Source organism: Methylobacterium sp. J-077 (assembly GCF_022829365.1).
Lineage (GTDB): Bacteria > Pseudomonadota > Alphaproteobacteria > Rhizobiales > Beijerinckiaceae > Methylobacterium.
Genome location: NZ_JAKSYJ010000119.1, coordinates 14,292 through 35,065 on the forward strand (window position 1 = coordinate 14,292; position 20,774 = coordinate 35,065).

The 20,774-nt window shown below is 70.0% G+C and carries 23 protein-coding genes and 1 pseudogene; 9 read left to right on the forward strand and 15 right to left on the reverse strand.

Annotated features, from left to right (window positions below; genetic code table 11):
* Positions 1-86: 86 nt before the first annotated feature.
* The 6 genes from MKL11_RS13000 to MKL11_RS13025 all read right to left on the reverse strand — a co-directional run bounded on the left by MKL11_RS13000 (position 87) and on the right by MKL11_RS13025 (position 4,443).
* Positions 87-653, reverse strand: a complete 567-nt coding sequence (locus MKL11_RS13000) for an NUDIX domain-containing protein (RefSeq protein ID WP_243944047.1) — start codon at positions 651-653, stop codon at positions 87-89.
* Positions 654-690: 37 nt separating this feature from the next.
* A complete protein-coding gene (locus tag MKL11_RS13005) occupies positions 691-948 on the reverse strand; it encodes a sulfurtransferase TusA family protein (protein WP_243944049.1) in 258 nt (85 codons plus the stop codon).
* A 25-nt stretch (positions 949-973) separates the two neighbouring features.
* Positions 974-1,309 carry a hypothetical protein gene (locus tag MKL11_RS13010; protein WP_243944051.1) on the reverse strand — a complete coding sequence of 112 codons (336 nt, stop codon included), beginning with the start codon at positions 1,307-1,309 and terminating at the stop codon, positions 974-976.
* Positions 1,310-1,526: 217 nt separating this feature from the next.
* A complete protein-coding gene (locus MKL11_RS13015; RefSeq protein ID WP_243944053.1) occupies positions 1,527-1,916 on the reverse strand; it encodes a hypothetical protein in 390 nt (129 codons plus the stop codon).
* A gap of 103 nt (positions 1,917-2,019) precedes the next feature.
* A complete protein-coding gene (locus MKL11_RS13020) occupies positions 2,020-3,387 on the reverse strand; it encodes a glutamate--cysteine ligase (protein WP_243944055.1) in 1,368 nt (455 codons plus the stop codon).
* Positions 3,388-3,690: 303 nt separating this feature from the next.
* Entirely contained in the window at positions 3,691-4,443 is a 753-nt protein-coding gene (locus MKL11_RS13025; protein ID WP_243944057.1) for a 16S rRNA (uracil(1498)-N(3))-methyltransferase, read from the reverse strand.
* Between the two features lie 231 nt (positions 4,444-4,674).
* Here MKL11_RS13025 and MKL11_RS13030 point away from each other — a divergent pair, with 231 nt between their 5' ends.
* Positions 4,675-5,142, forward strand: a complete 468-nt coding sequence (locus MKL11_RS13030) for a hypothetical protein (protein WP_243944060.1) — start codon at positions 4,675-4,677, stop codon at positions 5,140-5,142.
* A 91-nt stretch (positions 5,143-5,233) separates the two neighbouring features.
* Positions 5,234-6,181, forward strand: coding sequence for a 4-hydroxybenzoate octaprenyltransferase (ubiA, locus tag MKL11_RS13035; RefSeq protein WP_243944062.1), 948 nt, complete (start codon positions 5,234-5,236; stop codon positions 6,179-6,181).
* Between the two features lie 14 nt (positions 6,182-6,195).
* Here the strand turns inward: ubiA and MKL11_RS13040 are convergent, their stop codons facing one another.
* Positions 6,196-6,708, reverse strand: a complete 513-nt coding sequence (locus tag MKL11_RS13040) for a DUF6101 family protein (RefSeq protein WP_243944070.1) — start codon at positions 6,706-6,708, stop codon at positions 6,196-6,198.
* Positions 6,709-7,085: 377 nt separating this feature from the next.
* Here MKL11_RS13040 and MKL11_RS13045 point away from each other — a divergent pair, with 377 nt between their 5' ends.
* Positions 7,086-7,901 (forward strand): inositol monophosphatase family protein, encoded by an 816-nt coding sequence (locus MKL11_RS13045; protein ID WP_243944072.1) that lies wholly within the window; start codon positions 7,086-7,088, stop codon positions 7,899-7,901.
* 294 nt (positions 7,902-8,195) lie between these two features.
* Here the strand turns inward: MKL11_RS13045 and MKL11_RS13050 are convergent, their stop codons facing one another.
* Positions 8,196-8,432, reverse strand: coding sequence for an AsnC family transcriptional regulator (locus tag MKL11_RS13050; protein WP_243944075.1), 237 nt, complete (start codon positions 8,430-8,432; stop codon positions 8,196-8,198).
* Between the two features lie 161 nt (positions 8,433-8,593).
* The gene (locus tag MKL11_RS13055) at positions 8,594-8,803 is read right to left on the reverse strand and encodes a cold-shock protein (protein WP_243944077.1); all 210 of its coding nucleotides are present in this window, start codon (positions 8,801-8,803) and stop codon (positions 8,594-8,596) included.
* Between the two features lie 316 nt (positions 8,804-9,119).
* Between MKL11_RS13055 and MKL11_RS13060 the strand changes: the two genes are divergently transcribed.
* Positions 9,120-9,506 (forward strand): hypothetical protein, encoded by a 387-nt coding sequence (locus MKL11_RS13060; protein WP_243944079.1) that lies wholly within the window; start codon positions 9,120-9,122, stop codon positions 9,504-9,506.
* Positions 9,507-9,509: 3 nt separating this feature from the next.
* On the opposite strand, the gene MKL11_RS13065 is transcribed toward MKL11_RS13060, so the two are convergent.
* Positions 9,510-9,713 (reverse strand): hypothetical protein, encoded by a 204-nt coding sequence (locus MKL11_RS13065; RefSeq protein ID WP_243944081.1) that lies wholly within the window; start codon positions 9,711-9,713, stop codon positions 9,510-9,512.
* Between the two features lie 144 nt (positions 9,714-9,857).
* Between MKL11_RS13065 and MKL11_RS13070 the strand changes: the two genes are divergently transcribed.
* Entirely contained in the window at positions 9,858-10,436 is a 579-nt protein-coding gene (locus MKL11_RS13070) for a type 1 glutamine amidotransferase domain-containing protein (RefSeq protein WP_243944083.1), read from the forward strand.
* 28 nt (positions 10,437-10,464) lie between these two features.
* Here the strand turns inward: MKL11_RS13070 and MKL11_RS13075 are convergent, their stop codons facing one another.
* Both MKL11_RS13075 and MKL11_RS13080 read right to left on the reverse strand, forming a co-directional pair.
* Entirely contained in the window at positions 10,465-12,123 is a 1,659-nt protein-coding gene (locus tag MKL11_RS13075) for a calcineurin-like phosphoesterase C-terminal domain-containing protein (RefSeq protein ID WP_243944084.1), read from the reverse strand.
* Positions 12,124-12,264: 141 nt separating this feature from the next.
* The gene (locus tag MKL11_RS13080; protein WP_243944086.1) at positions 12,265-13,563 is read right to left on the reverse strand and encodes a murein L,D-transpeptidase; all 1,299 of its coding nucleotides are present in this window, start codon (positions 13,561-13,563) and stop codon (positions 12,265-12,267) included.
* 337 nt (positions 13,564-13,900) lie between these two features.
* On the opposite strand from MKL11_RS13080, the pseudogene MKL11_RS13085 reads away from it, so the two are divergent.
* Positions 13,901-14,338 (forward strand): annotated as a pseudogene (locus MKL11_RS13085) (copper chaperone PCu(A)C); the annotation flags it as partial.
* A 360-nt stretch (positions 14,339-14,698) separates the two neighbouring features.
* The gene (locus tag MKL11_RS13090) at positions 14,699-15,229 is read left to right on the forward strand and encodes a DUF1465 family protein (RefSeq protein ID WP_243944088.1); all 531 of its coding nucleotides are present in this window, start codon (positions 14,699-14,701) and stop codon (positions 15,227-15,229) included.
* A gap of 51 nt (positions 15,230-15,280) precedes the next feature.
* Here the strand turns inward: MKL11_RS13090 and MKL11_RS13095 are convergent, their stop codons facing one another.
* The gene (locus tag MKL11_RS13095) at positions 15,281-16,060 is read right to left on the reverse strand and encodes a MetQ/NlpA family ABC transporter substrate-binding protein (protein ID WP_243944090.1); all 780 of its coding nucleotides are present in this window, start codon (positions 16,058-16,060) and stop codon (positions 15,281-15,283) included.
* A gap of 435 nt (positions 16,061-16,495) precedes the next feature.
* Entirely contained in the window at positions 16,496-16,744 is a 249-nt protein-coding gene (gene rpmE / locus MKL11_RS13100) for a 50S ribosomal protein L31 (RefSeq protein WP_243944093.1), read from the reverse strand.
* A gap of 242 nt (positions 16,745-16,986) precedes the next feature.
* Here rpmE and MKL11_RS13105 point away from each other — a divergent pair, with 242 nt between their 5' ends.
* Positions 16,987-18,831, forward strand: coding sequence for an ABC transporter transmembrane domain-containing protein (locus MKL11_RS13105; RefSeq protein WP_243944095.1), 1,845 nt, complete (start codon positions 16,987-16,989; stop codon positions 18,829-18,831).
* Positions 18,832-18,926: 95 nt separating this feature from the next.
* Entirely contained in the window at positions 18,927-19,958 is a 1,032-nt protein-coding gene (locus tag MKL11_RS13110; protein ID WP_243944097.1) for a D-cysteine desulfhydrase family protein, read from the forward strand.
* 28 nt (positions 19,959-19,986) lie between these two features.
* On the opposite strand, the gene MKL11_RS13115 is transcribed toward MKL11_RS13110, so the two are convergent.
* A complete protein-coding gene (locus MKL11_RS13115) occupies positions 19,987-20,715 on the reverse strand; it encodes a hypothetical protein (RefSeq protein WP_243944099.1) in 729 nt (242 codons plus the stop codon).
* Positions 20,716-20,774: the final 59 nt, after the last annotated feature.

A 20,774-nucleotide genomic window follows, 5' to 3' on the forward strand; every position in this document is an offset into this window, starting at 1 on the left:
CTGCCCTAGGTTGCTTCGCTGCGCTCGCAATGACGGCGAGAGACGTATTCCGTCATTCCAATGTGTCGCAGGCGCGTTGCGCTGGCCTACGCGAACAGCTCCGGCCGCCGCAATTGCAGCGCGAACAGCAACAGCAGCGACTTCATGTCGGTGAGCGCGCCGCGGCGGGTCATTGCCAGCAGTTCCGCCAGCGGGATCTCGTGGACGGCGACTGCCTCGCCCTCGGCGGCCAGACCGCCGCCGGCGCCCGTCCGGTCGGATTCGGCATAGGCGGCCAGGAACAGGTCCATCCGCTCGGTCGAGATGCCCGGCATCGTCCAGGCGCTGGCCACGAGATCGAGCGCGCCGAGCCGCAGCCCGGTCTCCTCGGCGGCCTCGCGCCGGACCTCGTCCTCAGGGGCGCCGTCGTCGAGCAGGCCCGCCGGCACCTCGACATGGCTCGGCGGACCGCCGGAATAGAGCACCGGCGCCCGGAACTGCGAGACCAGCGTCGCGACCCGCCGGACCGGGTCGTAGGGCAGGACCGCGACGGCCCGGCCGTGATCTTCCATCTCGCGGGTGATGCGCGTGCCGTCGTCCTGCATCACCTCGGCCACGAGGTACCGGGCCCACCCCTCGTGCACGAGGCGCACGCCCCCGATCCGCGGTGCCATGCCGTCTCCGCCTCGTTCCTGGAGCGGCACCGTTCGCTCAGGAATGCGGCGGCTTCGCGGAGGCTGTCATGCGGAAGCACAGGCGATCGCCGTCCCGCTCGGCCGAATCGAGCCGGGCGCCCTCCTCCCGGGCGAGGTTGGGGATGTCGATCATCGCCATCGGATCGGTGCAGATGACCACCAGGACCCGCCCGGCGCCGAGCGCCCGGAGAGCCTTGCGGGTGCGCAGGACCGGCAGCGGGCATTTCAGCCCTGTCAGGTCGAGCTCGACACGATCCGGTTCGTCGTCCCGCAAACCAATGGCTCCCGAGCCGGCCCCTCTACCACTCGTGATAACCGAGGAGCGGGCCGCGATACGTGTCCGGCGCGAACACGTAGTAGGTCGGGCCGTAATAGCCGTATTCCATGTTGCGGCCCGGGGTCGGCGCGTAGGCATAGCCGTAACCGTACGGCGCCGGATAGCCGTACTCGCCGTAATAGCTGTATTCCGGCCGGACGACCCGCGCCTCGGCGGCGATGCCGGAGCCCACGGCCGGGCGACCGGCCGGGATGGCGGGCGGAGCGCGATAGGGTCCCAGATCCGCCGCGGAACAGACTCCGCCGGCGGTCACGACGGATGCGATGCCGGCCACGAGAGCGGCGGTGAAGCAGGTCATGGCGACGATCTCCTCATCAAGGCGATTCGGCCTCGGAGGGATCCCGCAGCGTGGCCGGCGGCAGGATAACCCTGCCGCCCTTGTTCCAAGCTTGCGGCGGACGTTCGAGACGCGGCGAACGCGGGCCGAGCCCGCATCGACCGCGCCACAGAGCCGGCAAACAAAAGCGCCCGGCCTAGTGAAGGCCGGGCGCTTTTGGAACCAACACGCTCAGGGCTTACCAGCCGTAAGCGTCATAGCCGTAGGCCGGGTAGCCATAGGCCGGATACGCATAGCTGCGGACCGGGGCGTAACCGTAGGCCGGGTAGCCGTAACCGCCGTAATAGCCGTAACGGGGGGCGGCGCTCGCGGCCAGGGCACCGCCGATGAGGCCGAGGGCGGCACCGGCCGCCACTGCACCGGCGACGCGGCCGCCATAGCCGCGGCGGTAGCCGTAGCCGCCGTAATAGCCGCGGCGCCAGCCGACGGTGTCGACCGTGGCGGTCTGGCCGCCGACCTGCACGGCGCTCTGCGCCGGCAGCGGGGCCGCCTCGGCGGCGGTGAACGAACCGGCGATCATGGCCAGGGCCGAGGCGCCGGCGACGACGGATGTGGTGATGCGGGACATGGACACCTCCTCCACGCGCTGAACGATCGGCGTGAGAACCGTCAGGTATCGCACTTCGTTCCAGCCGGCCGTGCGCGGCCGCACGAGACCCGGGATCGCACGATCAGAAGACGCATTCCGTGAAGGCCGGACGCACGCAGGCGCCCCAGCGGTTCTCGTAATCGGCCAGCAGGTCGTCGGCCCGGGTGCGTCCCGCGGTGACGATCGCCTCGAGGGGCTGGAGGTAGATGGTCTCGTCGCGGCCCTCGGCGTCGCGGCGGCCCCGGGCCCGCAGACCCGCGCGGGCGATGGCGAGGGCTTCGGCGGCGACCGCCCCCAGCGTGGTGTTGGCGACCGGGGTGGCGAGGCCGAGGCGCGGTGCGGTGGCCCGGGCGGCTTCGCGGTTGGCCGCGCTCCAGCCCTTCACCAGGTCGAGGGCGGCGTCGAGCGCCGCCTCATCGTAGAGCAGCCCGGCCCAGAACGCGGCCTGGGCGGCGATCATGCCGGGATCGCCGACATCGGCGCCGCGCATCTCCAGGAAGCGCTTGAGCCGGACTTCGGGGAAGGCCGTGGAGGCGTGGTTGGCCCAGTCGGCCACCGTGGCGTACTCGCCCGGGAGCTGCGCCAGCTTGCCGGCCATCAGGTCGCGGAACGAGGCGCCCGAGACGTCATGGTAGATGTCGCCGCGCTTGACGAAGTACATCGGCATGTCGAGCAGCCAGTCGACATAGGCCTCGTAGCCGAAGCCCGCATCGAACGCGAAGGGCAGCATGCCGGTGCGGTGGGGATCGGTGTCGCGCCAGATCTCGGAGCGGCGCGACAGGAAGCCGTTGGGCCGCCCGTCGGTGAACGGCGAATTGGCGAACAGGGCCGTCGCCACCGGCTGGAGCGCCAGGGAGGCGCGCATCTTGCGCACCATGTCGGCCTCGGAGGCGAAGTCGAGATTGACCTGCACGGTGGCGGTGCGCAGCATCATGTCGAGGCCGAGCGAGCCGACCTTCGGCATGTAGCCGGCCATGATCTTGTAGCGGCTCTTAGGCATGACCGGGGTCTCGTCCCGGCGCCAGCGCGGGCTCATGCCCAGCGTCAGGAAGCCGATATCGAGGGGATCGGCCGCACGCTTCGTCGCCGCGAGATGGGTGGCGAGTTCGGCCGCGGTCCCATGCACGTCCGGCAGCGCCGCCCCGGACAGCTCGAACTGCCCGCCCGGCTCGATCGAGATCGCCCCGCCCTCCTCGGCTGACAGGCCGATGATGTTGCCGAGGTCGAGGATCGGCTCCCAGCCGGTCTCGCGGCCGAGCCCCTCCAGCAGGGCGCGGATGCCGCGCTCGCCGTCATAAGGCACGGGCTCGCGGCTCTCCCGGTAGAACGGGATCTTCTCGTGCTCCGTGCCGATCGCGAATCGCGCGCGCGGCTTCTCGCCGTCGGCGAACCACGCGATCAGTTCGGCGCGCGTCGTGAGCGGCGTAGAGTCGTTGCTGTCGCGCGCCATGCGCTGCCTGCCCGTGCCTGTGAACTATGCCTGGGATGGGAGCGCACCGGAAAGCTCCAGCGTGTCCGTCCGGTTCGACCTCGTCCCGCGCCCATCCAGCGGGCGGAGTCCGGACGGACGCCCGCGCCGGCCTCCGAGAAGCGCGGCGCGGGCGACATCCGCTCCGGGACATAATCGAGGTGCCCGGAACCGACAACGCGGCGCCGTGAACCGGGGCGCCCGTTGGCCCCGGTTCCGCGGAACATTCCCGGGGCGCGGGACTCTCATGTGCGCAGGCACACATGCACCGATGGCGTATCGGCGTCAGCGCGCATCACCCAAAACCGCCTGGACCAGGGCCAGCACCGCCACCGCGGCGGTGTCGGCGCGCAGGATGCGCGGCCCGAGGGACAGCGCAACGGTGTTGGGCCGGGCCCGGATCGCCGCCCGCTCCTCCTCGGAGAAACCACCCTCCGGCCCGACCAAGACGGCCAGCGGCGGCGGCGCCGCGGGATCGGCGGTCTCCCGCAGGGCCCGCACCGGGTCGCTCACCGGCGCGTCCTCGTCGCAGAACACCAGCAGGCGCTCGGGGGCGAGACCCGCGAGCGCAGAGCCGAGCTTCTCCGGCTCGGGACAATCCGGGATCGCCAGGATGCCGCATTGCTCGGCCGCCTCGACGGCGTTGGCGCGCAGGCGGTCCATGTTGATCCGCTCGCCCTGCGTGTACCGGGTGATCACCGGGCGGATCGTCCCGGCCCCCATCTCCACCGCCTTCTGCGCGAGGTAATCCAGCCGCGCGCTCTTCAGGGGCGCGAACAGGTAGTGCAGCTCGGCGCGCGGCGTCTGCGGGCGGGTGCGCGCGGCGACGTGGAGGTCCGCACCCTTGCGGCCGGTCTGGACCAGGTGGGCGCGCCACTCGCCGTCGCGCCCGTTGAAGACCAGCACGGGATCGTCCGGCCCCCGGCGCAGGACGTTGAGCAGGTAATTCGCCTGGGCGCGGTCGAGGGGCAGGACGACGCCGGCGGCGAGATCCGATTCGACGTGGAGGCGCGGGGCGGTGAAGTCGTAGGCCGGCATGGCCGGGTGGTCGCGCGGCCCGGCCAAGCTGTCAACGCGCCGCGACCGCGCCCGGCATCCTAGAACATGTTGCCGAAAGGTTACGACGGCGACTTTTTGGCGCTTCCCCCACACACGCATCGCCTCGCCGGTTTGCCGCTCGATTGACGCCACATTCCTATGGCGAACCCAAGGGAACGGAGTAGGGCCGGCGTTGCGCGGGCTCCGGCACGGCGTCGAGGGAGTCGCGGGATGGCACACGGGAGCTTGAGTCTGGGGGCGGCGCTCGTCGGCGGCCTGCTGTTCGGAACGGCGGCCTACGCGCAGGGCGCGGCGCCGGAATGCGGCGCGATCCAGAAGACCCTGGCCGACCGCAAGGCGCTGGTTGCCCGGGCGAACACGGCTTCGAACTCCAAGAAGAAGATGACCCCGCAGGAGGCCTGCACGCTGTTCGGCAAGCTCCAGTCCAACGGCGCCGAGGGCCTGAAGTGGATCACCGCCAACAAGGAATGGTGCTCGATCCCGGATTCCTTCGCCGAAGGCTTCAAGGCCGATCACCTCAAGGTCAGCGGCATCCGCACCAAGATCTGCAGCGTCGCGGCGCAGGCGACCAAGATGGAAGCGCAGGCCCGCGCCCAGGCGCAGAACGGCGCCAGCAGCGGCCTGCTCGGCGGCCCGGGCTTGACCGGCAGCTTCAAGCTGCCCCAGGGCGCCTTGTAAGATCGTCTGAGAGGATCTCGGGTCCGGCGCGGATCCCTCTCTGCGATGGCGTAGAGTGAGATGGCGCGTGGCACGACCGGAGATCCGAGCGATGAGCGGGACGGCGGCAGGGGACGAGCGTCCGGCCGACGCGGTGAGCGGACATTGGGTCGAGCGCGCGGCGCCGCGGCCCTGGCGGCCCTATCTGCGCCTGGCGCGCATCGACCGGCCGATCGGCTGGTGGCTCCTGCTCCTGCCCTGCTGGTGGTCGTCCGCCCTGGCGGCGATCCAGGCGGACCTGTCCTGTCCCGATCCCTGGCACTGCCTGCTGTTCCTGATCGGGGCGGTGGCGATGCGCGGGGCGGGCTCCACCTACAACGACATCGCCGACCGCGACCTCGACGCCCAGGTCGAGCGCACCCGCCAGCGCCCCCTCCCCTCCGGGCAGGTCCGGCCGCGCCACGCGGCCCTGTTCCTGCTGGCCCAGCTGCTCGTCGGCCTCGCGGTGCTGCTGCAGTTCAACGAGCGGGCGGTGATCGTCGGCCTGTGCGCCCTGCTGCCGGTGGCGATCTACCCGTTCATGAAGCGGGTGATGCCGATGCCGCAGGCGGTGCTGGGCCTGGCCTTCGCCTGGGGGGCGCTGATGGGCTGGGTGGCCGTGTTCGCCCGCCTCGATGCCCCGGCACTGCTGCTCTACGCGGGCACGATCTGCTGGGTCGTGGGCTACGACACGATCTACGCGGTGCAGGACATCGAGGACGACGAGATCGCCGGGATCCACTCCTCGGCCCGCCTGTTCGGCCGGCATGTGCGGGGCGCCGTGGGCCTGTGCTACGCGCTCGCCGCGCTGTTCATCGCGCTGGCGGCCTGGGGCGCGGGCGCGGGACTGATCGGGGCGCTCGGGGTCGCAGCCTTCGCCGCGCATCTCGGCTGGCAGGTTCTGTCGCTGCGGGAGCGTGACGGGCGGGGCGCGCTGACCCTGTTCCGCTCGAACCGGGACGCCGGCCTGATCCTGTTCGTCGGCCTCGCGGGGGACGCGCTGCTGCGCAGCCTGTCCTGAGGTCCGGCCGGGCTTCAGGTGCGGGCGATGATCTCGTTCTCGCCGCGGAAAATCTGCGGCCGGGCCGGCAGCCGGCCGGTCTTGCGGCGGGCCAGGAAGCGCGGGCGGCGGGCGCCGAGCCCGGCGTGCCGGCGGCGGATGCGCACGCGCCCGAGGATCAGCCGGCCGATCTGCTCGGAGACCGGCACCAAGACGCCGTCCTCCCGGACGATCATCCGCACCAGCCCGGCCCGGGCGGCGATGTCGCGCCAGATGGCGACCACGTCGTCCTCGTCGAAGCAGCCAAGGCGGCTCAGTTCCACGCCGTCAGCGTCGACCAGGATCAGGCTGAAGCGGTCGGCGCCGCAGATTTCGGCGTCCTCGGTGGCGTAGGCCAGGGCGATTCCCGCAGCCTTGCGGGCGCCGGACATCCGGCCGATCACCGGCAGCGGCGACGGCGCAAAGGCGGAAGCGGCTACACCTGCGACCCCTTGGATATCCATGGCAGGTCCTTCGCGGCGTTCGTCGGTGAACGAGGACGTGTTCATCTGTCCGGATCCTTGGAGCAAGTGGCGACCCGTCTCGGGCCGTCCGTTATGCCAAGCAAAATCGCACCCGAACTCCTCCGCACAGCTTAAGCACCGTCGTTAAGCGATTCTGGACAGGGATGTCATTTGAGGAATGCTCAATGCTTCCTTGAATGCTCAACACTTCCTTGCGAAGATCGATCAGTCTCGATCGATCCCGGTGGCAGAGTGCGGATCCTTGTGGCCGTGCCGGCAGCGCCCTACAACGGGAGCGATCGGGCGGCACCGCCCTCCGGTTTTCTCAGATCTCCTTCCGAGCCGGCTCAGCACGTCCGACCAGCCGGGCGGAGGCCCCAACGTGGCCCGATTCGGGCCTGACGCATGCCCCGCGGAGCGCGATGCCCGAGCCCATCACCGACGCGGCCGTCTCCGCCCTGATGCCGGACCTGCGCGCGGTCATGCGCGAGGCCGCCGAGATCGCCCGCCCGTATTTCAAGCTCGGCGGCCAGACTTCCGCGCGGATCTGGTCCAAGGCCGGCGGCTCTCCGGTGACGGAGGCCGACGTCGCGGTCGACACCTTCCTGAAGATCCGGCTGAGCGCGCTGGTGCCGGCGGCGGCGTGGCTGTCCGAGGAGACCGCGGACGATCCTGCCCGCATCGGCCACGACCTCGTCTGGATCGTCGATCCGATCGACGGCACGCGGGCGTTCCTGTCGGGCCATCCCGACTGGTCGATCGCGGTCGCCCTGCTGGCCGGCGGCCAGCCGCGGATCGGGTTCGTCCACGCCCCCGTCGGCAACGCCGATTACGAGGCGGTGCTCGGACGCGGCGCGACCCGGAACGGCGAGCCGATCCGGGTGGATGCCAAGGAGGCTCTGCCGGGTGCGCGCATCACCGGGCCCAAGCCGATGCTCGACCGCCTGTCCCGGGGTGCCGGCGCCGATGTGGATTTTGCGCGGATCGACCGCATCCCGTCGCTGGCCCTGCGGCTCGCCCGGGTGGCGGAGGGCTCGGTCGATGTCGGTCTGATCTCGGGCAACGCCCGCGATTGGGACATCGCGGCGGCCGACCTGATCCTGCGCGAGGCGGGCGGCGTGGTCTGTGACCTCAAGGGCGAGGCGACCACCTACAACCGGCCCGATCCGGTCCACGGCGAATTGCTGGCGGCCCCGGTCGCGCTGCGGGACCCGGTTCTGGCGGCCTGGGATCGGTAGGGCACGCCGCCCCTGTCCCGGACACCTGGACCGTCAGGGGAAGGTGATCCGGAACCCAGCATGCAAAGCACCGCGCAGTGGCACCGTCGAGCGGAAGCGATGCCGCTCCGCGTTGTCATGTGCTGCGTCCCGGGTCGCATTCCGCTGGCGCTGCATGCGCCCGGGAAAGGGGCGGTGCGAGAGAAGCATCGCCGCTGCACGACCCACCTTACGCAAGAGCCGCGCTCGATCCGAGATCGAACGCGGCTCCCTACGTCATGAGCGTCTGGGAAACTCCGAACGGGCCGCCGGCCCTCAGGCCGCCGCCGCCTCGCGGATCACCACGGCGTTGGGCGCCAGCCCAAGACGCTCGGCGAGATGCCAGTGCAGTTCCCGCGGGGAATGGTAGTTGTAGGACCGGTCGATCAGGTTGGTGAGATCGGTCCCGGTTTCGGTCGCGGAATTGGCCCGCGCCAGCCGTCCGACCCGGAAGGTCGGCGCGTCGGTAACGGGGGAGCGGACGCCGCGGCGCCGCGTGTATTCGAACATCATTCTAACGTGTGTCTTTTCTTTTCTGGACCGGACGTCTGTGCGCGCCCGGCGTCGTTTCTGGTGGTTGCCTCCGACGCCCCCGCGTCCCGGACGGTCTCGCCCGGATGGAAGCGTCGGAAGGGGAAGCCGCGTCGTGCGGCCGGTTCAATCCCGTTCGCGGATCAGGCCGTCTGAAGGTTGCCGGCGGCGTCCTTGCCGCTGCGCTTGTCCGTCAGGACCTCATACGAGAGCCGCTGGCCCTCGACCAAGTTGCGCATCCCAGCCCGTTCTACAGCGGAGATGTGAACGAATACGTCCTTGCCGCCGTCATCGGGCTGGATGAAGCCGTAGCCCTTGGTCTCGTTATACCACTTCACAGTGCCGGTATTCACGTAGGGTACCTCGTTCGTCCATAGGTCATGCGCACGGCAGGAAAGCCGCGCGATGCACCACGGTCTTGCTGGGTTGGCCAGTGTGGCAGGGCGCGAGACGCTGGGCGTTGGAAAGCGCCGGTCTCGATGGGAAAGCCCCCCGAGGCTCTATTTAGGCGCTGCCTGCGGCGGCAACAAGGCATTTCGGGCGCGGCGTCTCGGTCGCAGGCCGGGCGGAGCCATCGGAGCCGCGCGACGCCCCCTGTGATTTCCGGCACTCTCGATGCATATACGGAACGCGGACAGACAGTTAAGGCGCGTGGCTCCCGGGCGATACATGGCAGGCATTTCGGTCTCGCTGGATGGCGCGAACATCCAGCTTTCGTTCCAGAAGGACGATCAGGCGACGGCGGTGGTGATGGATGCCCGCGCGGCCCGCGCCCTGGTGCGCGCCGTCGGTCAGCTGCTCACGGCGATCGACGACACCGACGAGCCGGACCTGGATGGCCTCGGCGACGAGGAGGTCGCCATGCTCGACGTCACCTCCTCGGCGATCGAGGTCGGCACCGACGAGGAGGGCCAGGCCGTGGTCGCCCTGCAGGCCGGCGCCCTGCCGCCGTTCCAGCTCCGCCTGACGGACGAAGAGGCCCGACACGTGGTGACGAGCCTCTCCGAAATCCTCAGCGCCCCGCGCGACGTGCGCACCTCGCACGGCGGCCACTGATCCTCACATCCGGGTGCCCGGATCGGTCGGCGTGCCGGGGAAGATGTCGGGCTCGGAGCCCGGTCCGCCCGGCTCGCCGATGCCGGGATCGTTCACCGGATAAGGCGTGCGCGGCCCGGTCGGCCCGATATCGGGCTCCTCTTCGGGCGGCGGCGGCGGAAGCGGCAGATCGCCGGGCGTAGGCTCGGGTAGGCCGGGATTGGCCATCGCGGTCTCCTCATAATTTCGGGATGCTGGATCAACGGGCCGCCCCTCCGGGGGTTCCACCCGGCCGCCTCGCGATGTCGCGGCGTGCGGAACAGCCGGATGGAACCTCCGTTGACCGGGCAGACCCCCTCAAGGAGGCCCGCCATGCCCGATATCCGCCAAGCCAAGATCCTGATCCTCGCCACCGACGGTTTCGAGGAGACCGAACTGACCGTGCCGCAGGCGAAGCTCGCCGAGGCCGGCGCCACCGTGACCGTCGCCGCCCCGCAATCGCGCCAGAGCAAGGGCACGATCCGCGGCTGGGACAAGACCGACTGGGGCAAGGAGGTCGCGGTCGACATCGATCTCGACCGGGTCGATCCCGCGGCCTACGACGCCCTGGTCCTGCCGGGCGGCCAGATCAACCCGGACAAGCTCCGGCTCGAGCCGAAGGCCCTCGACGTGATCAAGAGCTTCCTGACCTCCGGCAAGGTCGTGGCCGCGATCTGCCATGCGCCCTGGCTGCTGATCGAGGCCGGCGCGGCCAAGGGCCGCGACCTGACCTCGTTCGCCTCGATCCGCACCGACGTGATCAATGCCGGCGGCCGCTGGCACGACAAGGAGGTGGTGACCGATCAGGGGATCGTCACCAGCCGGAGCCCCGAGGACCTCGACGCCTTCTGCGCCAAGATCGTCGAGGAAGTGCAGGAGGGCGGCCACGGCAGCCGTCAGCTCGCCGCCTAAGGATTCGCGCGGCTGACGGCGATCACCGTCAGCCGCGCGCGCCGTCGCCGGTGACTTCGAGCACCGCGCAGGACCGGATCGAGCGGCCGTACTCGTCCGTCCCCTCCACGGAGACCCGGTGGGCGCCGGGCGCCAGATCGTCGGGCAGACGCGCGGTCCAGATATGGGTCGAGGGCGTCGCCTGGACCCAGCTCTTCTTGGTCTCGGGATAGCGCGCATAGAGTTCGGTGACGAACGGGTCGAGCCGCCGAGTCCGAACCATCGGCTCCGGCGCCCGGTCGCCGATCCGGACCGTCAGGGTCGTGCGCGGGCCGCCGTCGAACACGTTGACCACGAGGTTGGTCGAGGCCAGCGCGTCCTGCGGGACCGGCGGCCGCAGCGCCTGCATCGGGTGACTCGTCCGCACGACCTCGGGGGCTGCCGGGCGCAACTCGCTCTCGAAGGCGATGCGCATGGTCGCGTCCGGCTCGCCCTGCGCCGGGACGAAGCGGGTGGTGTAGGCGGTGCCGCGGATCGACAGCACGTGGAAGCCGTTCGGGGTGCCGTCACGGCTGTCGGCCGAGGGGATGCCGGTGCGCGTATCCGGCCCGCTCCACCACGAGCCCGACACGGCGGTCATGACGTGGTGGTGGTGCCCGTCCGCCGGGTAGTGATGCTCGGTGGTGTGGGTGTGCCCGGCCAGGCTCAGCACATTGCGCCCCGCCAGCACGTCGAGGAGCGCCGCCCGGTCGATCGTCGCGCTGCGCGGATCGTCGCCGGTATCGGTGACGAGCGGGATGTGGGTCGCCAGCACGATCAGGTCGTCGGGCGGGATCTCGGCCAGGAGGTTCTTCAGGAAGGCCAGAGTCCGCTCGCCGATATGGCCGCGATAGGTGTTGGCCCCCACGGGCACCGGCGGCCCCATCCATTCGACGTTGTCGAGCATCACGAACAGCGCCCGCCCGTGCCGGAACGCGTAGGTCGGCGCACCGAACACCCGCTTCCAGGTCTCGCGGCTGTAGCGCGCGTCCGGGGCCTGCATGTTCAGGTCGTGGTTGCCCGGCAGGCTGTACCAGGGCAGCCCGATCCGCCCGACGATGCGGTTGGAGCGGCCGTAGAGCGAGAGATCGTCGAACAGCACGTCGCCGGTGGTCAGGCCGAAGGCCGCCGGGATCGCCATCGCCCGGGCGACCGCGGTGTCGCGCACGTGGTCGAGCTCGAACCGGCTCTCGGGCTGCGGGTCGGTGAACAGGATCGCGTCGAAATCCGCCGGCTCGTCGACCCGGGTGAGGGTGAAATCGATCGAGGCCGGCAGCGGGCCGGTGGGCGGAAGGCCCTTGTAGCGCAGGCCGACATCGGCAGGCGTGCCGCCGGGCTGGTGGATGTAGGAGTGGCGGGGGACGTTGTGGGCGTCCCGCGGCAGGGCGTAGCCCGGCGGCTTGATCACGAAGACCGCGCCGTCCCCGGGCAGCGGCAGGCGGTAGCGGCCCTGTCCGTCCGTGCGTGCGACCTCGCGGCCGTTGGAGACCAGCACGCCGGACAGCGGCGCGCGGTCGGCCCCCGCTGCACCGGCGGCGTAGACGATGCCCGTGGCTTCCCCCGATTCCTGCGCCCCGGCGCGGCCGGCCAAGAGGGAGAGGGCGGCGGCACCGGCCACGGTCTCCCGGCGGGTGAGGCGTCCGGAGGCTGGGATCGAATCGCGCGTCATCGGGGGCTCCTGCTCGGCGGCAAAGGCCAAGCAGAGGCGTTTGACCGCCCGATGACAAATCTGCCCCCGAAACGCGCGAGGCCCGCACCCCGGGTGGGGTGCGGGCCTCGTAGGAAACCGCAGGCGCGAAGCGCGGCGGCCTTACTCTTCGTCGCCGGGCTCGAAGGTCTGGGGCAGCGGCTCGGCGCTGGCGACCGGGGTCGGCCCCCCGATGGTCGAGGGCACGTTCACGCCGTCGCGCTTGTAGATGTCGTCGCGGAACTGCACGAGGCCGTCCGGGGTCGCCCAGGCGGTGATGTAGGTCCAGTAGACCGGAACGGGCTGGGCGATGTTGGCGTCGACGCGCTTGCCGCTCTCGATCGCCTGCTCGACCTGCTCGCGGCCCCAGCCGGGCGTGTCCTTCAGGAGCCAGGTGATGTACTCGCGCACGTTCTGCACGCGCACGCAGCCCGAGGAGATGAAGCGGAAATCGTCGCCGAACACGCCCTTGGTGTTCGTGTCGTGCATGAACACGCCGTAGGGGTTCGGGATGTTGATGCGGACGATACCCATCGAATTGAAGTCGGCGCCCGATTCCTGCCGGTAGGTGAAGCGCGTGCCCTCGTCCGAATTCCAGTTGATCGAGCGCGGCGAGACCTCGCCGTTGCCCGACAGGATGTGGATCTTGTTGTCGGTGAGGTAGTTCGGGTCCTTCTGCATCTTCGGGATCAGGTCCTTCTTCACGATGGAAGCCGGAACCGTCCAGGTCGGGTTGAAATTGATCTGCGTCGCCTTGGTGTTCATGATCGGCGACTGGCGGTCGATCTTGCCGACGCCGGCGGCGTGCAGCGTGACGACCTGGCCGTTCTCCACGGTCTCCACCAGGGCGGCCGGGATGTTCATGATCACGAAGCGCCGGCCGAGATCGCCGGCATAGGAGCGCAGACGGACCACGTTGATCTCGAGCTGATGCAGCCGCACCTCGGCGGGGACGTTCATCGCCTGCTGGGTTGCGAGGCTCATCGCGCCGGTCTGGCTGAGGCCGTGGCGGGCCTGGAACCGCTTCACGCCGGCCGCGACGTAGGAATCGTACACGCCCGAGCCGCCGGCGGCGGGATCGAGATCGCCGGTGACGATCAGGCGCTGACGCACCGCGGCCACCGCCGGGCCCTTCGCGCCGACGCGCAGGCGCTCGGCGCCGGAGACCTGCCGCCAGCCGCCGCGGGCGACGATATCCTTGTAGCGCTCGAGCATCTGCTCGGTCGCCGAAACGGTCTGGGGCGACAGGATCGGCACGGTCTCGCGCTGCACCTGCATGCCGGCGGGCGAGGCGTAGTCCTGCGCCCACTCGGCCTGGGCGTAGTTGCCCTGGTCCCGGGCCTCGGCGGCGCCGAGGCCGAGCGTGCCGAGCGCGGCGACGCTCAGGATGGCGGTGAACCGGTTTGTTGCCTTGGTGCGCATCAGTCGCTGGCTCTTGTCCGGAGTTCGTCAGATCATGGCGAGAGCGGGTTTACTCGGTCGCCACCGTGTCGGGATGGGCTTAAGACTCCCTATCGAAGGGGCCGGATTGTGGCATCGGCGTGCGGCAACGCACTTCGCGTTCGCGTGCGGCACGGCGACGACTGTCACCAGCCAGCCGGTGTGGCAGAGATGCCACCGCCGGGCCGGCCGCACCGGGATCCGCCGGCCCGTGCGTCACGCCGTTGAGGTCCCTCGCCCACGCAGAAGAATTCAGGACGGACGCATGCCGATGAAGATGTTGTGCGCGGCCCTTCTCGGCCTCGGCCTGTTCGCCGGCGCGGCGCAGGCGGACCCGGTCAAGGCCGGTGATCTCACGATCGAGACGCCCTGGCTGCGGGCCACGCCGAACGGCGCCAAGGTCGCGGGCGGCTACGTGACGATCGTCAACACCGGCTCCGCCCCGGACACGCTGACGGGTGCCATGGTGCCGTTCGCCAAGTCGGGCGAGATCCATTCCATGTCGATGGACGGCGGCGTGATGAAGATGGCCCCGGTTCCCAGTGGCCTGACGATCAAGCCGGGCGAGACCGTCGAGCTGAAGCCCGGCGGCTATCACCTGATGTTCGAGGGTCTTTCCGGCGCTCCGAAGGCTGGCGAGACCGTGTCCGGCACGCTGACCTTCCAGCGCGCCGGCACCGTGCCGGTCACGTTCTCGGTAGCGCCGGTCGGCGCGAGCGCACCGGGCGGTGGTCACCAGCATCAGCACCAGCATTAGCCCCGGGCCCGGCTCGTAGATCCGCCGGATCCACACGTTGCGCGTGTCTCGAGAGGGGCCGCGCAACTGGCTTTCGCGCGCAAGAACCCGGCCGTTCAGCGCACGATGGACTTGGCCGGGGGCAATTCTAAGCCCGACCGAAGGCAGCGCGTATTCGCCTGTGTCCAGTTCTCCTTTCGATTGCTTGCACACGACGACGGCCGCCATATCTTAACCATCGGCCGGCTCGTTAAGGTTAAGAAAGATCTAACCCTGATGCTGCCGCGGTTCGGCGCTAGGATTGCTGCGTCGCCCGGGAGCCATGGCCGGAATGTCCCGGTCCGGGACGGCTTGGCCCGTCGGCGGCACAGGAGAAGCAGCATGAACGGCTTCGATGTCACGTTCCGGGACGATCGGGACTGGGTCGATTTCGGCAAGACCTACGTCAATTCCGAGGCGTTCAAGACGCTGTTCCGCGACGGCATGCTGCTCGTCGAAGAAACGGCGGCCTACCTCGATGGCGAGGGCCGGGACGAGTCGCGCCTGGTCTCGCGCGACGCCACGCTGAGCTACGCCGCCGAGAGCATGCGCCTCACCACGCTGCTGATGCAGATCGCGTCCTGGCTGCTGGTGCAGCGCGCGGTCGCCGAGGGCGAGATGACCCCGGCGGAAGCGCTTCAGGAGAAGCACCGGGTCAAGCTCGGCAGCTCCGAGCCGCCGAAACAGACGGACTTCTCCCTGCTGCCGGTGCGGCTCCAGCAGCTGATCCTGCGGGCGCGTCGCCTGCACGCCCGCATCCTGCATCTGGATTCGCTAATCACCGACGACCGGCCGACACCGATGCCGGTGGAAAGCCCGGTGGCGGCCCAGCACGGGCTGCTGCGGATGGCGTTCCGGTTCCGTGAGGGGTGAGGGAAGCCGCGCGGTCGGAGGACGAAGCTTCGACCCGCGCGGCGCAGGCCTTCAAAAGGCCGGCAATTCTCCGGGGCGCCTCTCAATGATGTAGGCCCGGATCGTGTCGTTCTGATAGGCGCGGACGAGCTTGGGCACCCAGGGGGCGTTCTTGTCCGTCTCCCGCACCGCGATGAAGTTGTTGTACGGATTGTTGACCGACGACTCGATCGCGATGGAATCCTTGCCCGGCTTCAGGCCGGCTTCGACGGCGTAGTTCGTGTTGATCACCGCAGCGTCGAGATCGTCGAGGCTGCGCGGCAGCTGGGCCGCGTCGATTTCGCGGAACTGAAGCTTTTTCGGATTGGCGGTCACGTCGAGCACGGAGGGCAGGATGCCGACGCCGTCCTTCAGCGTGATCAGCTTCTGCGCCTGCAGCAGCAGCAGGGCCCGGCCGCCGTTGGACGGATCGTTCGGGATGCCGATCGACGCCCCGGTCTTCAGGTCTCCGATCGCCTTCACCTTGCGGGAATAGAGGCCGATCGGCGAGACGATCGTGTCGCCGACGGGCACGATCCTGTAGCCCTTGGACTGGATCTGGTTCTCCAGGAAAGGCTTGTGCTGGAAGGCGTTGGCCTGAAGGTCCCCGGCATCGAGGGCGGCGTTCGGCAGCAGGTAGTCGGAGAACACGACCAGGTCGAGGTCGAGCCCGTCCTTGGCGGCGATGGCCTTCACCTTCGCCCAGACGTCCTCGGAATCGCTGAAGATGCCGACCTTGATCCTGTCGCCGGCGAAGGCCGGAGCGGCGAAGGTCAGCAGGATGGCGAGGGCGGACAACAGCCAGCGTTTCATGGACAAGGACCCCGAAAACGACGCTCGCAGCCTTCGAGCGCATAAGATGGTTTTTGGTTATTCGCTTGCTGAACGACGATCCCGCGGGAAACAACACCAGCCGCCAGATCTTCCTAAGACCACGATAGCTGAAGAGCGTTTGCCGGCCGGATCATCGACAGCACCGGACAATACGACAGCTTGGCTGGGCTGGAAAAGAGGCCGCGTAGATCAACTCTTTTGGGCCGAGAACTCAGAAGCCGCCTCGACAGAAGAAAAATTTACTCGACAGCCGAGGCTAGAGATAGAAATTGTCAGGTCGGCAAAAAATTTGCGACGCAATTCCGCCGAAAAATCACCGGCGCGTGCGCCGAAGTGCGGAGCCCACAAAAGGAAACGGGCGGCCCCGCGAGGGACCGCCCGTTTCCGATTCGCGTCGGCGCGATCCGCGAGGGATCAGCGCTTGCCGAGGTTGCCGAACCGCGAGTTGAAGCGCGAGACGCGGCCGGCGCGATCGAGCATCTTCTGCTCGCCGCCGGTCCAGGCCGGATGGGTGAGCGGATCGATGTCGAGGTTGAGGGTGTCGCCCACCTTGCCGTAGGTCGAACGGGTCCGGTACTCGGTGCCGTCCGTCATCACGACCTTGATGAAGTGGTAGTCGGGGTGCTCGGTCCCCTTGGCCTTTGCGGCCGCGTCCTTCGCCATGACCTGTCGTTCCTGTTCTGGCACGCCGGCGGGGAGCGCAGGAGGCGCCGCCCGGCCCGGAATGCGGAAGGTGTCACCGGTTGCACCGAACCGTAGGTTCGTGGCAACGGCACGTCCAAGCCGACCGTGGTGGCGGCCCGCGGCCATTGAACACGCGCAATCGGATGAGGGGCGGCGTATATCGCAGCCTCTCTCCGGGAACAAGCGCCATGGACCGGATGGGAAGAGACGCGTGAGGCGTGATGGCCCGTAAGACCAAAGCGGCCGCGGCCGGCCGACCGAAGGCACCGTTGAGCGCGCTCCGGCCGCTCCTGCCCTTCGCCCTGCGCTACCGCGGGCGGATCGTCGCCGGCATCCTCGCCCTCGTCTTCGCCTCCGCGTCGACCCTGGTGGTGCCGATCGCCATGCGCCGGGTGATCGACCACGGCTTCACGGCCGACGGCGCCAACGTGATCGACGCCTACTTCCTGGCCCTGCTCGGGGTCGTGGCCGCCTTCGCGCTGTCGAGCGCGGCCCGGGTCTACACCGTGGTCACGCTGGGCGAGCGCGTGGTCGCGGATCTGCGCAGCGCCGTCTTCGCCCGGCTGACGATCCTCGATCCCGCTTTCTTCGACCGCTCGCAATCCGGCGAGATCGTCTCCCGGCTCACCGCCGACGCGACGCAGATCAAGGCGGCCTTCGGCGTCTCGATCTCGATCCTGCTGCGCAACCTGTTCCTGTTCGTGGGCGCCACCGCCATGATGGTGATCACCAGCCCGCGGCTCTCCGTGATGGTGCTGGCCGCGATCCCGGTGATCGTGTTCCCGCTGATCGTCTCCGGCCGCGGCGTGCGCCGGCGCTCCCGAGCGGCCCAGGACCGGCTGGCGGATGCCTCGGCCTACGCCGCCGAGGCGGTGGGCGCCGTGCGGACCATGCAGGCCTTCGGGCGCTCGGGCACCACGGCCGCGAAGTTCGCCGCCGCCTCCGAGGAGGCCTATGGCGCCGCCCGGGATTCGATCCGGGCCCGGGCCCTGCTCACGGGCGTGGCGATCTTCCTGATCTCCGCCTCGGTGGTCGGGGTGATGTGGTACGGCGCTCAGGGCGTCCTCAACCACACCATGACCGGCGGCGAGCTCTCGCAATTCGTGCTCTACGCGGTGTTCGGCGCCGGCGCGCTGGGCCAGCTCTCCGAGGTCTACGGCGACCTCGCCATGTCGGCCGGCGCGGCCGAGCGGCTCACCGAGATCCTGGCGTCCGAGCCGGCGATCCGCACGCCCTCCCCGGCCCTGCCCCTGCCCGAGCCGGCCCGCGGCGCCGTCAACTTCGAGGCGGTGCGCTTCGCCTATCCGACCCGCCCCGGCCACGCCGCCCTCGACGGGCTGACTTTCGCGGCCGCCCCGGGCGAGCGCATCGCCATCGTCGGGCCGTCCGGCGCCGGCAAATCGACGGTGCTGCAGCTGCTCCTGCGCTTCTACGATCCGCAGGGCGGCCGCGTGCTGGTCGACGGGACCGACATCGCGCAGGTCGATCCGGAATCCTTGCGTTCCCGCATCGCCCTGGTCCCGCAGGATCCGGTGGTGTTCTCCGGGACCGTCTCCGAGAACATCCGCTACGGCCGCCCCGAGGCCGGCGAGGCCGACGTGCGGCGCGCAGCGGAGCTCGCCAACGCGCATGGTTTCATCGCGGCCCTGCCGCAGGGCTACGACACCCAGGTCGGGGAGCGCGGCGTGACCCTGTCCGGCGGCCAGCGCCAGCGCATCGCCATCGCCCGGGCGATCCTCAAGGATTCGCCGATCCTGCTCCTCGACGAGGCGACCTCGGCGCTCGACGCGGAATCCGAGCGCGCCGTCCAGGCCGCCCTCGACTCGCTGATGCGCGGGCGCACGACCCTGGTGATCGCCCACCGGCTCGCCACGATCCGCGCCGCCGACCGCATCCTGGTCCTCGATGACGGCCGCATCGTCGAGACCGGCACCCACGAGAGCCTGCTCGCCCAGGGCGCGCTCTACGCCCAGCTCGCCAGCCTGCAATTCACCGACGCCCTTGACGAGACCGCCCGCGGCAAGGGCCTTCGGACACGCGGCGAGCGCATCCCCGCCGCCGAGTAATTTTGGGACTTGGCCTCGCAGGGTTCGGGGACGGAAGGCGCCTGTCCGTCGCCCGGGGCCGGGACAGGACCGAGAACGCGGTGTAAAGACCCGCGATGACCCGTCTCGATCTCGCCCGCTTCCCCCGCCTGCCGTTCCTCGCGCTGCCGACCCCGATCGAGCCCCTGGACGGGCTGATGCGGCATCTCGGCGCGGCCCTCAACGGCGTGCGGATCTTCGTGAAACGGGACGATCTCGCCGGGATCGGGCTCGGCGGCAACAAGCTGCGCAAGCTCGAATACCTGCTCGGCGCCGCCAGGGCCGAAGGTGCCGACACGGCGATCACCGTGGGCGCGATCCAGTCGAACCATGCCAGGCTCACCGCTGCGGCGTCGGCGCAGGCGGGGCTGGCCTGCGAGCTGTTCCTCACCCGCAGCGTGCCGCGCCAGGACCCGGATTATACCGGGAACGGCAACCGCCTGCTCGACGACGTCTTTGGCGCCCTTGTCCACGAGCTGCCGGGCGACGCCGATTCCCTGGCGGCCGCGGAGACCCGGGCGGCCGAGCTGAAGGCGGAAGGCCGCCGCGCCTACGTCTTCCCCTCCGGCGGATCGAGCCCGACCGGCTGCCTCGGCTACGCCAATGCCGCCTCCGAGATCCTCGCGCAGGCGGACGCGATGGGCCTCACCTTCGCACAGATCATCACCGCCAACGGTAGCGCCGGCACCCATGCGGGCCTCGTGGCCGGCCTCGCCGCGATGGGCCGCGACCCGGTGCTGGCGAGATCCTTCGCGGTGCTCGCGGACGAAGACCGCGCCCGGGCCGAGGTGCTGGAGAAGGCCAACGCCACCCTGGCCCTGATCAGTGCGGAGCGGCGCGTATCGCCGCAGGACATCAACCTCGAAGGGCGCCATCGCGGCCCCGGCTACGGCATCCCCACGGAGGGCATGCTGGAGGCGGTCCGGCTGATGGCGCGGACCGAGGGCAAGCTACTCGACCCGGTCTACAGCGGCAAGGCCTTCGCGGGCCTGCTGCACGATGTGCGTGCCGGGCTCTACCCGGCGGGTTCGTCGGTGCTGTTCCTGATGACCGGCGGCACCCCCGGGATCTTCGCCTACAAGGACACGCTGACCGGGCGCGGGGCCTGAGACGCCACCCGCGGCTTCGAAAGCGGTCTCAGGCCGCGCGGGTGCTGCGGCTGAAGCGGCGCGGTTTGGCGGAGGGAAGCTCGATGCCGGCCTGCGGCGGGGCCGCCTCTCTGGGATCGACAACCGCCGCGATCGAGACCGACGCCGCGTGGACGTCCTCGCGCAGATCCGCGATGCTGCGGACGACGACGGCTTCCCGATCGGCCTGCGCCGCGATCGCCTCCGACGCCCGCGCCGCCTGCTCGGCCAGATCCCTCACACGAGCGGCGGCGGCCCTGTAGCCGCCGCCGGCCGCGGCGCCCTGGGTCGCCGCCATGGTCGCCCGGAGTGCCATGAGGCTCGTCTGCGCCGCCACGGCCGCGAGCGATCCGGTCGTATCAGCGGCGGGCGCCGGGACCTTCCGCGCGCCCATGCCGATCAGCCCGTCCTGGAAGATCTGCATCGCCGCCGCAATCGCATCGGCATCCTCGCGGCGCTCGAGCAGGATCACCGCGGTACCGGCCTCGTCGAGGCTGAGGCCGCGCGTGTCGGCGGTCACGACACCCTGTCGTACCAGAACCCGCGACTGCGCCAGCAACCAGCCGCCACCGATCACCGCGAAGGCCAATGCGACGAGGCCGTTGAGAGCGACCGGCCCGAGCGCGGCCTGTGCCGAGGCGGACGGAACGCCCCAGCTTGGACCCACAGCCAGCAACCCGCCGAGGACCCCGAAGACCGCGACGAGACCCGCGCATCTGGAAAGGGTAAGCTTGGACATTCGTGACACGATCCCCGCCTCGAAAGCATGAGGCGCGGAGATGGCTAATTCCAAGTTAA

What these genes read in the sequence shown, in the direction of transcription:
- MKL11_RS13000 (WP_243944047.1), bottom strand. Translation starts at nt 653, where the DNA reads ATGGCACCGCGGATCGGGGGCGTGCGCCTCGTGCACGAGGGGTGGGCC.
- MKL11_RS13010 (WP_243944051.1), bottom strand. Translation starts at nt 1,309, where the DNA reads ATGACCTGCTTCACCGCCGCTCTCGTGGCCGGCATCGCATCCGTCGTG.
- MKL11_RS13015 (WP_243944053.1), bottom strand. Translation starts at nt 1,916, where the DNA reads ATGTCCCGCATCACCACATCCGTCGTCGCCGGCGCCTCGGCCCTGGCC.
- MKL11_RS13020 (WP_243944055.1), bottom strand. Translation starts at nt 3,387, where the DNA reads ATGGCGCGCGACAGCAACGACTCTACGCCGCTCACGACGCGCGCCGAA.
- MKL11_RS13025 (WP_243944057.1), bottom strand. Translation starts at nt 4,443, where the DNA reads ATGCCGGCCTACGACTTCACCGCCCCGCGCCTCCACGTCGAATCGGAT.
- MKL11_RS13030 (WP_243944060.1), top strand. Translation starts at nt 4,675, where the DNA reads ATGGCACACGGGAGCTTGAGTCTGGGGGCGGCGCTCGTCGGCGGCCTG.
- ubiA (WP_243944062.1), top strand. Translation starts at nt 5,234, where the DNA reads ATGAGCGGGACGGCGGCAGGGGACGAGCGTCCGGCCGACGCGGTGAGC.
- MKL11_RS13040 (WP_243944070.1), bottom strand. Translation starts at nt 6,708, where the DNA reads ATGAACACGTCCTCGTTCACCGACGAACGCCGCGAAGGACCTGCCATG.
- MKL11_RS13045 (WP_243944072.1), top strand. Translation starts at nt 7,086, where the DNA reads ATGCCCGAGCCCATCACCGACGCGGCCGTCTCCGCCCTGATGCCGGAC.
- MKL11_RS13050 (WP_243944075.1), bottom strand. Translation starts at nt 8,432, where the DNA reads ATGATGTTCGAATACACGCGGCGCCGCGGCGTCCGCTCCCCCGTTACC.
- MKL11_RS13060 (WP_243944079.1), top strand. Translation starts at nt 9,120, where the DNA reads ATGGCAGGCATTTCGGTCTCGCTGGATGGCGCGAACATCCAGCTTTCG.
- MKL11_RS13065 (WP_243944081.1), bottom strand. Translation starts at nt 9,713, where the DNA reads ATGGCCAATCCCGGCCTACCCGAGCCTACGCCCGGCGATCTGCCGCTT.
- MKL11_RS13070 (WP_243944083.1), top strand. Translation starts at nt 9,858, where the DNA reads ATGCCCGATATCCGCCAAGCCAAGATCCTGATCCTCGCCACCGACGGT.
- MKL11_RS13075 (WP_243944084.1), bottom strand. Translation starts at nt 12,123, where the DNA reads ATGACGCGCGATTCGATCCCAGCCTCCGGACGCCTCACCCGCCGGGAG.
- MKL11_RS13080 (WP_243944086.1), bottom strand. Translation starts at nt 13,563, where the DNA reads ATGCGCACCAAGGCAACAAACCGGTTCACCGCCATCCTGAGCGTCGCC.
- MKL11_RS13090 (WP_243944088.1), top strand. Translation starts at nt 14,699, where the DNA reads ATGAACGGCTTCGATGTCACGTTCCGGGACGATCGGGACTGGGTCGAT.
- MKL11_RS13095 (WP_243944090.1), bottom strand. Translation starts at nt 16,060, where the DNA reads ATGAAACGCTGGCTGTTGTCCGCCCTCGCCATCCTGCTGACCTTCGCC.
- rpmE (WP_243944093.1), bottom strand. Translation starts at nt 16,744, where the DNA reads ATGGCGAAGGACGCGGCCGCAAAGGCCAAGGGGACCGAGCACCCCGAC.
- MKL11_RS13105 (WP_243944095.1), top strand. Translation starts at nt 16,987, where the DNA reads ATGGCCCGTAAGACCAAAGCGGCCGCGGCCGGCCGACCGAAGGCACCG.
- MKL11_RS13110 (WP_243944097.1), top strand. Translation starts at nt 18,927, where the DNA reads ATGACCCGTCTCGATCTCGCCCGCTTCCCCCGCCTGCCGTTCCTCGCG.
- MKL11_RS13115 (WP_243944099.1), bottom strand. Translation starts at nt 20,715, where the DNA reads ATGTCCAAGCTTACCCTTTCCAGATGCGCGGGTCTCGTCGCGGTCTTC.